Source organism: Dorea sp. Marseille-P4042, assembly GCF_900290215.1.
In the GTDB taxonomy this organism is placed as follows: domain Bacteria; phylum Bacillota; class Clostridia; order Lachnospirales; family Lachnospiraceae; genus Dorea; species Dorea formicigenerans.
Genome location: NZ_OLMI01000002.1, coordinates 86455 through 100264, shown reverse-complemented (window position 1 = coordinate 100264; position 13810 = coordinate 86455). Strand labels below are relative to the sequence as shown.

Annotated in this window: 11 protein-coding genes; all 11 read left to right on the top strand. The window is 40.9% G+C overall.

Annotated features, from left to right (window positions below):
* Positions 1-89 precede the first annotated feature (89 nt).
* The 11 genes from C7E02_RS05905 to gcvPA all read left to right on the top strand — a co-directional run bounded on the left by C7E02_RS05905 (position 90) and on the right by gcvPA (position 13809).
* Positions 90-521 (top strand): DMT family transporter, encoded by a 432-nt coding sequence (locus C7E02_RS05905; protein WP_005334438.1) that lies wholly within the window; start codon positions 90-92, stop codon positions 519-521.
* A 125-nt stretch (positions 522-646) separates the two neighbouring features.
* The gene (locus tag C7E02_RS05900) at positions 647-1375 is read left to right on the top strand and encodes a helix-hairpin-helix domain-containing protein (RefSeq protein ID WP_117612979.1); all 729 of its coding nucleotides are present in this window, start codon (positions 647-649) and stop codon (positions 1373-1375) included.
* Between the two features lie 15 nt (positions 1376-1390).
* Positions 1391-2080: a response regulator transcription factor gene (locus tag C7E02_RS05895; RefSeq protein ID WP_005337074.1), complete on the top strand. Its 690-nt coding sequence runs from the start codon at positions 1391-1393 to the stop codon at positions 2078-2080.
* Positions 2037-3503 (top strand): sensor histidine kinase, encoded by a 1467-nt coding sequence (locus C7E02_RS05890; protein WP_105309055.1) that lies wholly within the window; start codon positions 2037-2039, stop codon positions 3501-3503. The genes C7E02_RS05895 and C7E02_RS05890 overlap by 44 nt, the downstream gene beginning before the upstream one ends.
* A 14-nt stretch (positions 3504-3517) precedes the next feature.
* A complete protein-coding gene (locus tag C7E02_RS05885) occupies positions 3518-4435 on the top strand; it encodes a GerMN domain-containing protein (protein WP_105309054.1) in 918 nt (305 codons plus the stop codon).
* A gap of 4 nt (positions 4436-4439) precedes the next feature.
* Positions 4440-6845, top strand: a complete 2406-nt coding sequence (locus C7E02_RS05880) for a DNA internalization-related competence protein ComEC/Rec2 (RefSeq protein ID WP_105309053.1) — start codon at positions 4440-4442, stop codon at positions 6843-6845.
* Complete coding sequence (gene holA / locus C7E02_RS05875) at positions 6829-7815, top strand: DNA polymerase III subunit delta (RefSeq protein WP_105309052.1); 987 nt, start codon at positions 6829-6831, stop codon at positions 7813-7815. Before C7E02_RS05880 ends, holA begins: the two co-directional genes overlap by 17 nt.
* Before the next feature lie 124 nt (positions 7816-7939).
* Positions 7940-9754 (top strand): translation elongation factor 4, encoded by a 1815-nt coding sequence (lepA, locus tag C7E02_RS05870; RefSeq protein WP_005334431.1) that lies wholly within the window; start codon positions 7940-7942, stop codon positions 9752-9754.
* A complete protein-coding gene (hemW, locus tag C7E02_RS05865) occupies positions 9754-10845 on the top strand; it encodes a radical SAM family heme chaperone HemW (RefSeq protein WP_005337088.1) in 1092 nt (363 codons plus the stop codon). The genes lepA and hemW overlap by 1 nt, the downstream gene beginning before the upstream one ends.
* Positions 10846-10956: 111 nt before the next feature.
* On the top strand, positions 10957-12156 hold the full coding sequence (locus tag C7E02_RS05860; protein ID WP_022279151.1) for an ATP-NAD kinase family protein: 1200 nt from the start codon (positions 10957-10959) through the stop codon (positions 12154-12156).
* Positions 12157-12390: 234 nt separating this feature from the next.
* A complete protein-coding gene (gene gcvPA / locus C7E02_RS05855) occupies positions 12391-13809 on the top strand; it encodes an aminomethyl-transferring glycine dehydrogenase subunit GcvPA (RefSeq protein ID WP_242827023.1) in 1419 nt (472 codons plus the stop codon).
* The last annotated feature ends 1 nt before the right edge of the window (position 13810 follow it).

Genomic DNA, 13810 nt, shown 5'->3' with positions numbered 1-13810 from the left:
GCATCATGAAATGTATCTGGCATTTATAAAAAGGAATATAAAAACCGACGCACGGATATACTAATTACGACAGGTAAGGAGGTATCACAATGGTCGGTTTTTTTATTGCTCTTTTATCAGGGGCATTGATGAGTATACAAGGTGTTTTTAATACAGAAGTTACCAAGACGACAGGTATGTGGGTTGGCAATGCATGGGTGCAGCTTACTGCATTTGCCGTCTGTCTGATTGCCTGGCTGATTGCAGGTAGAGATAATCCGATGGTACTTATGAAAGTAGAGCCCAGATATCTGCTTTTGGGAGGAGTGATCGGGGCTGGAATTACACTTACAGTAATTCGGGCAATGAACCAGCTTGGCCCGGCAAAAGCAGCATTACTGATCGTTATCGCACAGTTGATCGTAGCTTATGGGATTGAACTTCTCGGATTGTTTGGGGTTGATAAAGAACCTCTGGAATGGAGAAAAGTAATCGGCATGGGGATAGCACTGATTGGAATTGCAATTTTTCAGTGGAAATAATAGAAGTGATTTTACGTCTCTTTGGCGGATCGCAGTTGCAATTTTGGAATGGAGATAGTACAATAAAACTGTCTTACATTTTGAGGGTACAAGCCACTTTGTATGAGAATTACAAAGGAGGACATATGAGTAGGACAAGGTGGAATTACAGGTATTTTATCAGAAGCGTAGTTGTAATTATGTGCGTGGTATTTTGTGTGGGCTGCCAGAAAAAGTCACAGGAGACAGATCTTAAGACAGTGTCTGTCAGGGAAGAAGAACCGGAAAGTACACCGGAAGACTCAAGAGAAGATACCACAGAAGATGTCGGAAAAGTGAAGGAAGAAGACACTGCTAAGAAGAAAGATGATGCGGTGCCTGACACAGAAGATAGACCAGAGAAGCTGTATGTACATGTGTGCGGCAATGTAAATCAGCCAGGAGTCTATGAATTACAACAGGATAGCAGAGTTTTTGAAGCGATAGAGGCAGCAGGAGGTATGACTACAACTGCCGCTTTTTCTTATCTGAATCAGGCTGAGCTTCTAAAGGACGGGCAGCAGATTTATGTTCCGTCACAGGAAGAGGTAGATTCCGGAAAAGTTACGTCAACCAGAAATGCATCTGAGAGTGATGAGACATTCAGCGTGCAGGCTGTGGAAAATGTATCCGGGCAGGATGACGGAAAAGTTAATTTGAATACAGCTTCAAAAGAAGAATTGCTGACATTAAATGGAATTGGTGATGTGCGTGCACAGGCAATTTTAAAATACCGGGAAGAACATGGCGAATTCCGCTCGATAGAAGAGCTTATGGAAGTAGAAGGAATCAAAAAGGGGACCTTTCAGAAATTAAAAGATCAGATTAAGATTTGACAGGGGAGACTGGCAATGAGCAGAAAAGTATTAGTAGTAGACGATGAAAAACTGATTGTGAAGGGAATAAGGTTCAGTCTGGAACAAGATGGTATGGATGTGGACTGTGCCTATGACGGTGAGGAAGCATTGAAACTGATCCGTGAGAATAAGTATAACATTATACTTTTGGATGTGATGCTGCCTAAACTGGATGGATTTCAGGTGTGTCAGCAGGTACGTGAATTTTCTGATGTGCCAATTGTGATGCTGACAGCAAAAGGCGAGGATATGGACAAGATCCTCGGACTGGAATATGGTGCAGATGATTATATCACGAAGCCATTTAACATTCTGGAAGTGAAGGCAAGAATCAAGGCAATCATGAGAAGAACCGAAAGACAGACAGAGGAACGGCCGGAAGGAAGACAGATCGTCAAAGGCGATATGAAGATTGACTGCGAAGGAAGAAGAGTTGTGATCGGAGAACGGGAAGTGAATCTGACAGCAAAGGAATTTGATCTTCTGGAGCTTCTTGCAATGAATCAGGATAAAGTCTACAGCAGAGAGAATCTTCTGAATATCGTATGGGGATATGAGTATCCCGGTGACGCAAGAACTGTCGATGTACATATCCGGAGACTTCGGGAGAAGATAGAAAAGAATCCGAGTGATCCGAAGTATGTACATACGAAGTGGGGAGTTGGTTATTATTTTAGGGGTTAAGAAGTATTTGAAAAGAAGCAGACTAGGGAGTCTCAGGTTTCAGATTGGATTCCTGATCATTCTGGCAGGGATCATTCCGGTGCTGATCATTGAAGGGGTACTCCTTAGTACTTATGAAAAAAGGGCAGTGAATGTACGCACTGCCGAGATTCAGAGTCAATGTACAATTCTATGCAATCAATTGGGTGACAGCAGTGACCTGAAGGGAAAAAATTCAGAATTTATAAAGACAGAACTCGACCAGTTGACAAATATTTACAATGGCCGGGTGATGTTGATCGATGATAATTTTCAGATTATGGAAGATACATATGGAATGGACGATGGAAAGACCATTGTTTCAGGTGATGTGATTCAGTGTTTAAAAGGGCAGGGAACCAGCCATTATGATTCAGGGAACCGCTATATTGAAGTGACTTCACCGATTGCTGATTCACAGACCAATGAAGTAAAGGGCGTTATGTTAGTCAGTGTGTCCACAGATACGATCGTAGATACACTTCATGAACTTCGGTCAAGTGTCAGAACAGTAGGAGGCATAATCCTGATCATCTGGGTGCTTATAGCACTGGTATTCAGTAAGCTTATGGTTCGGCCATTCATCAGAATTACCAGATCACTGGAAAATGCAACGGCAGGCTATGATGAAAGTATGCTTCATGAAAATGCATATACAGAGACGAGACAGATGACAGAAGCATTTAATAAAATGCTGGGAAGACTCCGGGTGTTGGATGATTCAAGGACAGAATTTGTGTCAAATGTGTCTCATGAATTGAAAACACCACTTACGTCTATGAAGGTATTATCAGATTCATTGCTGACACAGGAAGATGTTCCGGTGGAGTTGTACAAGGAGTTTATGGGGGATCTGTCAGAAGAAATAGAGCGTGAGAACAAGATTATTAATGATCTTCTATCTCTCGTTAAAATGGACAAAACAGCGGATACGATGAATATTTCTTCCGTGAACATTAATACTCTTGTGGAAAGAATATTAAAACAGCTTCGTCCAATTGCGGCAAAAAATAATATAGAGGTGGTGTTTGAAAGTTTCCGACCGGTGACTGCGGAGGTAGATGAAGTGAAATTATCGCTTGCAATCACAAACCTGGTGGAAAATGCGATTAAATATAATCAGGAAAATGGCTGGGTGCATGTGGCGTTAAATGCAGATCACAAGTTGTTTTATATTGAAGTGGCTGATTCCGGCATTGGAATCGCACCGGAGGAGACAGATCATATTTTTGAGAGATTCTACCGGGTAGATAAGTCTCACTCCAGAGAAATCGGAGGAACCGGACTTGGACTTGCGATTGCAAGAAGTGCAATTGTTATGCACAGAGGTGCGATTAAGGTTTACAGTCAGCCGGGAAAAGGAACAACATTTACAGTGAAAATTCCATTGACTTACGTGTCATAGAAAGGAGAGGCAGTATGAATAAACGAAGGAAATTTACAGCTTTGTTAGGGATTCTTATATGCGTGGTTCTCCTTATGTCCTGTAAGAAAAATGATACGGATGAGGAAACTTATGAACTGTATTATGTAAATGTACAGACCCAGGCACTGGAACAGGAAAAAGTTCAAATAGAAGGGGATACTACGGAAGAGAAGATTGAATCTATGCTAAAAGAACTGAAGAAAAATCCAGAAGATGTAGAAGTAAAGAGTACATTCCCCAAAAAGATAAAAGTGGAAAAATGGGAACTTACAAATGGACGACTGGGGATATCTTTTAATCAGGAATATAAAAATGTGAAAAAAGTGCCGGAACTTCTTTTTCGTGCGTCACTGGTTCAGTCACTGATACAGATTGATGGGGTTGATTCTGTAAAATTATATATTGGTGGGGATCCATTGTGTGATGTGAATGGTAACGAAATCGGAGCTATGAATGACGAATATTTTGTTCAGAATATAGGTTCCACACTTCATACATATCAAAGTGTAGATCTTGAATTGTATTTTGCAAACAGTGAGGGAGATAAGCTTGTGACTGAGACAGAACATGTCCGGTACAACAGCAATACATTGAAAGAGAAGTTGATTGTAGAAGAACTGATGAAAGGACCTTTTGCAGAAACTCATAAAAAGGTCATTCCTATGGATACGGTACTTTTGGGTGTGTCTGTGAAAGATGATGTATGTTATGTGAATTTTGATAATGGATTTTTGAATATGACAGATATACAGCCGGAAGTTACTATTTATTCTATCGTAAATTCTATAATTCGAGGAGGAAGTGCATCAAAAGTACAGATTCTGGTTAATGGAGATTCAAATCTTAAGTATCAGGATCAGGTGGATCTTAGCCAGCCGCTTACAGAGCGGGAAGATATTGTGGAGGACTAATCATTTGAAGAACAGACCACTATGCAGTTTATGCCTGGTGATCGCAATTTTAATCGGAATCCTGACAGCCGGGGCAGGTGCGAAGTTCGTGTCAGAGCTTCGCCCTTCTCCTGTTGAACAATATGGAGAAAAAGATGATTGGCTGATTGTCAGGGGCCAGGTATATAAAAAAGAAGAAAAAGAAAAGTATCAGATATTATATCTGAAAAAATGTTCTGTCTATTTTCAGAAAGATCAACAGAGTCAACAAAATCAACAAAGTCAGCAATCGTTAATAAAAGAATCCAGAATGCTCATTTATGATGAGAAGAAAAATAAGATACAGATAGGAAATGAGGTGGAGGCGGAAGGGAAGCTTAGTTTTTTTGAAACTGCGCGTAATCCGGGGAATTTTGATCAGAAAGCCTATTATCAAAGGCAGAATATTCACGGAAAGGTATGGAGTGAAACTTTAAGAATAACAGACCACACAGTAAAACGGATACAAAATATATTGGAGAATATACGAGTACATTGTAGAAATACATTACTGAGTGAAGCGGGAGAGAAAAACGGCAGTATTTTAAGCGCCATACTTCTTGGAGAAAAATCCCAGATGGACCCAGAGATAAAAAAACTATATCAGGTGAACGGAATCGGACATATAATGGCTATTTCCGGTTTGCACCTGTCGGTAATCGGGATCGGAATTTATCAGTTACTTAGAAAACTGACAGGAAGTTATACGATAGGAGGAATCGGAGGCATATTCTTTTTCTTTCTTTATGTATTGATGATTGGGGTTACAGTATCTGTGATCCGTGCCGGTATTATGTATTTGTTCCGGGTAGGGGCAGAAATCGCGGGGAGACATTATGACAGTGTGACGGCACTTTCTGTGGCAACGGCAGTAGTACTCATCTGGCGGCCGCTCAGTATTTACGACGGGGCGTTCTGGCTGTCATTTTTTGCAGTATTTGCAGTGGTGGTTATAATGCCAGCCGGACAGATGGAGAAAGCAAAAACAAGAACAGAGATAGACATTCAGAAAAACAGAGAAAATAAGGCTTGGATAATACAAATAAAAAGCATGATAATAAGCAACATAGAAATGCAATTATTTCTTTTACCTGTTGTTCTGTATTTTTTTTATGAATTTCCACTCTATGCAACATTTTTAAATCTGCTTGTAATTCCGCTCATGACAATTTTGCTGAGCCTGGGAATTACTGGAAGTTTTATATGTATGTTGTGCTCTGGTATGTTCAAGATTCCAGGAAAGTGTATGCTGGGAATCTGTGGCTTTATTCTGACGATTTATGAAAGATGCTGTGAGTTTTTTTTGGAACTTCCTGGGGCAAGAGTCGTTATTGGAAGAATTAAGATCTGGCAGATATTGTTCTACTACGGCTGCGTAGTGGTCATATGTGTTATATACTACTATAAAAAGAAACATCCTCAGAAAAAAGAGTATGCGAAAGGGCAGGAACGCAATGAAGCACAGGAATGTGAAAAACAAAGAAAACGTGGAAATATATTGACAGGAATGTTATGTGCTTTGGGAGTATTTGTTCTGCTTCACCGTTTTGATAGTTTGTCGCAGATGCAAGTGACGGTGTTGGATGTGGGTCAAGGTGATGGAATATTTTTAAAGAGTCCCGGAGGTATGACCTGTATGATTGACGGAGGGAGCAGTGATGTGAAGAATGTCGGGCAGTACAGAATCGAGCCATATCTGTTATCGAAAGGAGTCGGGACACTGGATTATGTGTTCATTTCCCATGGTGACATTGACCACACGAACGGGATTGAAGAAATGATATCGAGGCAGAAAATCGGTGTGAAGATTAAAACACTTGTATTCCCAAAAGAAAGTGTCTGGGACGAAAGCCTGAAGAAATTAGCAATATATGCAATAGAAAATGGAGTGCAGGTAGCGGTTATGGAGCAAGGACAGGAGATTGAAAAACAGGGAATGAAAATCCTCTGTCTTTGTCCGGGGAGTGATTATTCCGGAGAAACTGGTAATGGAGCTTCCATGGTTTTATCTGTCAGTTACCGGGAATTTGATTTCTTATTTACCGGGGATGTGGAAGGTATAGGGGAAGAAAAACTTTGTGAATCTATAGAAAAATATTGTCCTGAAAAAGCATTTGAGGTATTGAAGGCGGCACATCATGGTTCCAGAAATTCCTCTTCTGAAATATTTCTTCAGAAAGTCAGACCAAAGTACACAATCATATCGGCTGGGATAGAGAATTCATATGGGCATCCGCATAGAGAAACTATTGAAAGATTAGAAAAAACTGGCAGCCGGATCTTAGCTACGGCAAATTGTGGAGGAATTGAAATCACGGTTGAATTCGGTGGGAAAATTCAGTATACTCTTAAGGAAGGGAGCGAAACGACAGCTTATGAAGAATCTGAATGAAGATTTGAAAACAGGGAATATCAAGCAGGCATATCTTTTGTATGGAGAAGAGGCTTATCTGAAAAAGCAGTACCGTGACAGATTGACAAAAGCTGTGCTTCCGGAAGGTGATACAGTGAACTATGCGCATTATGAAGGCAAGGGGATCAATGTATCGGAGATTATAGATCTGGCAGAGACAATGCCATTTTTTGCAGAAAAGCGTCTCATTGTGATGGAAGATTCTGGCTTATTTAAGAATGCAGATGCAAAGTTTGCAGATTATATTAAGAGCATGCCGGAAACGGTCTGCTTTGTATTTGTGGAGAGTGAAGTTGACAAGCGGAGTAAGATGTATAAGGCCGTAAAGGATATCGGAAGAGTGGTCGAGCTTGGAAGACAGGATGAGAAGACATTGCTTTTGTGGCTTGCTGGTAATATAAAGCGTGAAGGCAGGCAGATTAAGCAATCCACTGCAGAATACATGTTGTCCCGAACTGGAACCGACATGGAGAATCTGGAGCGGGAGATGGAAAAGCTGTTTTCTTATACGCTTGGAAGAAATGAGATTACGGTGGCGGATATTGATGCAATCTGTACGACGCAGATCACGAATAAGATTTTTGATATGATTGAAGCAGTTGCAACAAGGCAGCAAAGGAAAGCTTTGGATTATTATTATGATCTGTTGGCGTTAAAAGAACCTCCGATGAGGATTTTATATTTGCTGGCGAGACAATTCCGTCTGCTTTTGCAGGTGAAAGATCTGATGAACCAGGGAGCAGACAAAAGCACCATCGCAAAAAAAGCGGGACTTCATCCATTTGTGGCAGGAAAATACATGCAACAGAGCAGAAGCTTTACAATGAGAGAACTAAAAGGTATCATGGAAGAAGCGGCAGATACAGAAGAAGCTGTAAAGACCGGACGGCTCAGTGATACAATGAGTGTAGAGTTGTTCATTGTAAAGTATAGTGCACCAAAGAAGTAGCGCATTAGCATTGTGGGAGTGCATCGCACGAAACAATCTGCAGGTATCATAGTTGGGGCTTTTGACTCCAACATCATTATAATAGAAAAAGTTTAAGATAAAGAGATAAAGAGGTAGAAGATAAGTGGCAGGAATAGATCAAAGTAAAATTCGCAATTTTTGTATTGTGGCTCATATTGACCATGGTAAATCAACATTGGCAGACCGTATCATTGAACAGACAGGGCTTCTGACGAGCCGCGAGATGCAGGCACAGGTGCTTGACAATATGGATCTGGAACGCGAGCGCGGAATCACGATCAAGGCTCAGGCAGTCCGTACAGTATATAAGGCAAAAGACGGAGAGGAGTATATCTTTAACCTGATCGACACACCGGGACATGTAGATTTTAACTATGAAGTATCAAGAAGTCTGGCAGCGTGTGACGGTGCGATTCTGGTCGTAGACGCAGCTCAGGGAGTAGAGGCTCAGACACTGGCCAATGTATATCTGGCGTTGGATCATGATCTGGATGTAATGCCTGTTATTAATAAGATTGATCTTCCAAGTGCAGAGCCGGACCGTGTCATTGAAGAGATTGAAGATATCATTGGAATCGAGGCACATGATGCGCCACTTATTTCTGCAAAGACAGGGCTGAATGTAGATCAGGTTCTGGAGCAGATCGTGGAAAAGATCCCGGCACCGGGCGGAGATCCGAAAGCACCATTGAAGGCATTGATTTTTGATTCCCTATATGATTCTTATAAAGGGGTTATCGTATTTTGCAGACTCCGTGAAGGTACCGTGAAAAAAGGTACGAAGATCCGTATGATGGCGACAGGAGCAGAGGCAGATGTCGTTGAAGTCGGATATTTTGGAGCCGGACAATTCATTCCATGTGATGAGCTGGAAGCAGGTATGGTAGGCTATATTACGGCCAGCTTGAAGAATGTCGGAGATACCCGTGTAGGAGATACCATCACAGATGCAGCGAATCCTTGCGAGGAGCCGTTGCCGGGATATAAGAAAGTGAATCCGATGGTTTACTGTGGACTGTATCCTGCGGATGGGGCAAAGTATCCGGATCTTCGGGATGCTCTTGAGAAGCTTCAATTAAATGATGCGTCCCTGCAGTTTGAGCCGGAGACTTCCATTGCTCTTGGATTTGGATTTCGCTGTGGCTTTTTGGGACTTCTCCATCTGGAGATTATTCAGGAGCGTCTGGAGAGAGAGTATAATCTTGATCTTGTTACAACAGCACCGGGAGTTATTTATAAAGTATACAAGACGAACGGAGATGTCATAGAACTGACAAACCCGTCTAATCTTCCGGATCCTTCTGAGATTGAATATATGGAAGAGCCGATGGTAAAGGCTGAGATTATGGTAACATCCGAATTTATCGGTACGATTATGGATCTATGTCAGGAGAGACGAGGAGAGTATCTTGGCATGGAATATATTGAAGAGACCCGTGCAGTTCTGCATTACAGACTGCCGCTCAACGAGATTATCTACGATTTCTTTGATGCATTGAAGTCCAGATCCAGAGGATACGCTTCCTTTGATTATGAGATGGACGGATACCAGAGATCTGAACTTGTGAAACTGGATATTCTGGTCAATAAAGAAGAAGTAGACGCTCTTTCCTTTATCGTCCATGCAGATACTGCATATGAACGTGGAAGAAAGATGTGCGAGAAGCTTAAAGAAGAGATTCCAAGACAGCTCTTTGAAATCCCGATTCAGGCGGCTATTGGTGGAAAGATTATTGCCCGTGAGACTGTAAGAGCAATGCGAAAAGATGTGCTTGCAAAATGTTACGGTGGTGATATCAGCCGTAAGAGAAAGCTTCTTGAAAAACAGAAAGAAGGAAAGAAGCGTATGCGTCAGGTTGGTAACGTAGAGATTCCTCAGAAAGCATTTATGAGTGTACTGAAGTTGGATGACAAATAATGAGATTATTAGAATTATATATTCATATACCATTTTGTAAAAAAAAATGTAAATATTGCGATTTCCTCTCAGGTCCGTCAACGGCGGATGAGAGGGAATCTTATGTGAAAAGCCTTTGTCAGGATATTCGCTCATACGCGCACCTGGCGGAGGCTTGTCGTGTTATCAGTATCTTTGTCGGTGGGGGAACGCCTTCTACTTTGACAGCTTTTCAGATGCAGCAGATATTTTCAACAGTCCGTGATACATTTGTTGTAGAAGAAAATGCAGAGATCACAGTTGAGATGAATCCAGGAACTGTAGACAGGGAAAAGCTTTCCGGTTATAAAAAATGTGGAATTAACCGATTAAGCATTGGCCTGCAATCTACAAAAAATAGAGAACTTCAGATACTGGGTCGTATTCATACGTATGAAGAATTTCTTGAAACATATCGTATGGCAAGAGCAGAAGGATTTGAGAATATTAATGTTGATCTGATGTCAGCAATTCCGGGACAAAGTCTTACTGACTGGGAGGAAAACTTAAAAACAGTGGCAGAGCTTGCCCCGGAACACATTTCTGCATATAGTCTGATCGTGGAGGAAGGTACTCCATTTTATGAGGAGTATGGGGAAGGGCGTCATGCAGACGAATTACCTGATGAAGAGACAGAGCGTAAGATGTATTGGAGAACGAAAGAAATACTTTCGAAATACGGATATGAAAGATATGAGATTTCTAATTATGCAAAGCCTGGATATGCTTGCAGACATAATATCGGATACTGGGAGCGAACAGAATATCTGGGGATTGGAACCGGAGCTGCATCACTGATCAATAACAGTAGATTTAATTATGGAGAAGAGCCGGAAAAGTTAACTGTATCTGCACAGATGGAAGAGACGATGTTCCTTGGCCTGCGTATGATGAAAGGTGTATCAAAAATAAAATTTCTTAAGATGTATGGTGAGAGCATGGAGAACGTTTATGGAAATGTGATAAGAGACATGGAACAGAAAGGACTTCTGGAAGATGGCGAAGACTTTGTGAAACTTACAGATCGTGGAATCGATGTCAGCAACTATGTTATGAGTGAGTTTTTGTTGTAAAGATTATTCTTGGATTTGTTGATTTGATAACATAAAAATGACAAAAGAAAGTTTTAAGATTATATAGCGATAAAAAAGTTTACAGTAAACAGCAACGACACAGGGGAAAAGATGGAGACTAAGAAAAAGAAAATAGGTTTTATTCTAAATCCATATGCTGGAATTGGTGGAAAAGCCGGTCTAAAAGGAAGTGACAATTACAAAAAAATAGAAAAGCTTTTCCTGGAAGGCTGTGAAAGAACAGCCCCCAAGAGAGCAGAAAGCTGTATGAGCAAAATTGCAGATCTTACCGCAAGTTTAGTTGCAGGAGATAAAGGATTGGTGGGAGAGAAAAATTTTTCAATCTTAAGTGCACCAGGGGATATGGGAGAAGCTTTGCTTGAGAAACTTAAAATTCCATGTGATGTGGTGTTATGTCCAAAAGCCCATACAAGCAGCGCAGAAGATACGAAGCTTTGTGCACAAATTATGAAAGAACAGGGTGTGGATCTTCTCGTGTTTTGTGGAGGAGATGGGACTGCAAGGGACATTTGTGAAGCTGTTGGTACGGATGTGACGGTTCTTGGAATCCCGGCAGGAGTGAAGATGTATTCTGCGTGTTATGCCTGTAATCCATATCAGGCAGGTGAGATGTTGGCAGGGTGGCTTGAAGGAAAAGAGATGTCTTATGAAATGAGGGAAGTTCTTGATATTGAAGAGAAGGATTTAGATTCCAGAAACGTAAGCCCCCAATTGTACGGATTTTTGGAAGTATTAAGTGATGGAAAACATTTACAAAAGGCAAAAGAATTGGATTTGGGGTCAGGCGAGTCCGCAACTATAATAGCGAGGGCAGCAATCTTGCGAATGGAAAAGGACTGGGTTTATATTATCGGCCCGGGAGGAACGACCTGGAAGATAAAAGAGTTATTGTGTGAAAATGACGAGCAGGAGGATACTGGGAAAAAGAAAGTACATGGAACTGTCCGTGGAGTGGATGTAATCAGAAATGGTAAAATCATACTTCGAGATGCGAATGAAAGAGAATTGTGGAACTGTGTCAATTCATACAGTCATATAAAAATTCTGGTGACCTGTATTGGTGGAAATGGTTTTTTGTTAGGAAGAGGAAATCAGCAGATTAGTCCACGGGTAATCAGAAAAGTAGGAAAAGAACAGATTGAAATTGTAGCAACAAAAGAAAAACTGGCAGGACTTGGCGGGCAGCCGATGCATGTAGATACTGGCGATGCAGATGCAGATGAGTATTTAAAGGGGTATTATAAAATTATATTCAAAAATTCTGATTCTGCTATTTACAAGGTTGGATAAAGAAAGAATCTGCAAATAGCCTTTGGTAAAGATGAATATTATGGAATATTTAAAGAAATCGACAAATGGCCGACTTCTTATTTTGCTTTTTGTGAAATATTGCAAAAATATCAAATGATTAACAAAATAACTTGACGAAATCACTGTTTGAAGACTAATGTATGTGTTGTAGGTGAAATAAATAAAAATATTTAGATAATCAATAAGTGAACTGCCATGAAAGGAGTGATTCTTGTGGAAAACAGTTTTGTACATCCATATATGCCTAATAGTGTATCAGAGAATAAGAAGGCAATGTTGGATGAATTGGGGATCAACAGCGTAGAAGACATTTACAAAAGTATAATTCCAGATGAATTGTTGTATAAAGAACGATTAGATATTCCGGAACCGATCAGAAGTGAATATGAACTGAAAAGACATGTGATGGGAATTTTGAATCGTGATATTACAACGGAAGAATATACGAGCTTTCTTGGAGCCGGGTGTTACAAACATCAGGTGCCGGCAATTTGCGATGAGATAAATTCCAGAGGTGAGTTTCTGACTGCTTACTGTGGAGATACATATTCTGATCATGGTAAGATGCAGGCAATCTTTGAATACACAAGCATGATGGGAGAACTTCTGGACACAGATGTTGTAAGTTATACAACTTATGATGGCGGTCAGGCAGTGGCATCTTCGCTTCGTATGGCAGTCAGAGCAGTCAGAGAAAAAGGAATGGCTGGAAAAGTGATTCTTGTTCCGAAGACTATGAATCCGGAAATATATTCACAGGTCGTACAGTATTGTAGAAATGTGGCAGAAGTAAGAAAAATAGCTTATGAACCAGAGACAGGACTTATGGATCTGGAAGAGTTGAAAGAACAGTTGGCAAAGAAAAATGTTGCAGCTGTATTTTTTGAAAATCCAACTTATCTTGGTAACTTTGAGACAAGAGGAGAAGAAATTGCAAAACTGGCACATGATGCAGGAGCTTATTGTGTTGTACAGACAGAGGCGGCAGCGCTTGGAATTATGGAGAGCCCGGTAAATCAGGGTGCTGATATTGTATGTGGAGATATACAGCCTCTTGGAATGCACATTCAGTTCGGCGGTGGTCAGGCAGGATTTATTGCATGTAATCAGAATATGGATCTGGTAGAACAATTTCCAACTTATATGTATGGAATTACAGAGACAGAGAAAGAAGATACCTATGGATGGGGAAGAGCGATGAATTATCGAAGCTCTCATGGAAGCCGTGAGAATGCAAAAGAGTATTTTGGAACAGAAACAGGTCTCTGGGCAATTACGGCAGGTGTGTACCTGGCAAGTATGGGACCGCAGGGCATGTACGAACTCGGTGAGACGATTATTCAGAATGCAGCATATCTGGAGGATATTTTAGATGAGATTCCGAAAGTTCGGGCAAAGAGATTTGAAAATGCGAAGTTTCAGGAGTTTGTAATAGATTTTAACCGGACTGGAAAGACGGTTGAAGAAATTAATAAAGAATTGTTAAAAGAGAACATATTTGGCGGAAAAGACTTAAGTCATGATTTCCCAGAGCTTGGGCAATGTGCACTTTATTGTGTATCAGAGATTACGACATTAGAAGAGATGGAGCATCTTCGTGATGCCCTCAAGCGGATTGTAAAGGGGGAATAGT

Bases quoted from the DNA above. Each gene is read 5' to 3' on its own strand.
- C7E02_RS05860 (WP_022279151.1), top strand. From the start codon at position 10,957: ATGGAGACTAAGAAAAAGAAAATAGGTTTTATTCTAAATCCATATGCT.
- hemW (WP_005337088.1), top strand. From the start codon at position 9,754: ATGAGATTATTAGAATTATATATTCATATACCATTTTGTAAAAAAAAA.
- holA (WP_105309052.1), top strand. From the start codon at position 6,829: ATGAAGAATCTGAATGAAGATTTGAAAACAGGGAATATCAAGCAGGCA.
- C7E02_RS05900 (WP_117612979.1), top strand. From the start codon at position 647: ATGAGTAGGACAAGGTGGAATTACAGGTATTTTATCAGAAGCGTAGTT.
- C7E02_RS05885 (WP_105309054.1), top strand. From the start codon at position 3,518: ATGAATAAACGAAGGAAATTTACAGCTTTGTTAGGGATTCTTATATGC.
- C7E02_RS05895 (WP_005337074.1), top strand. From the start codon at position 1,391: ATGAGCAGAAAAGTATTAGTAGTAGACGATGAAAAACTGATTGTGAAG.
- C7E02_RS05905 (WP_005334438.1), top strand. From the start codon at position 90: ATGGTCGGTTTTTTTATTGCTCTTTTATCAGGGGCATTGATGAGTATA.
- C7E02_RS05890 (WP_105309055.1), top strand. From the start codon at position 2,037: ATGTACATACGAAGTGGGGAGTTGGTTATTATTTTAGGGGTTAAGAAG.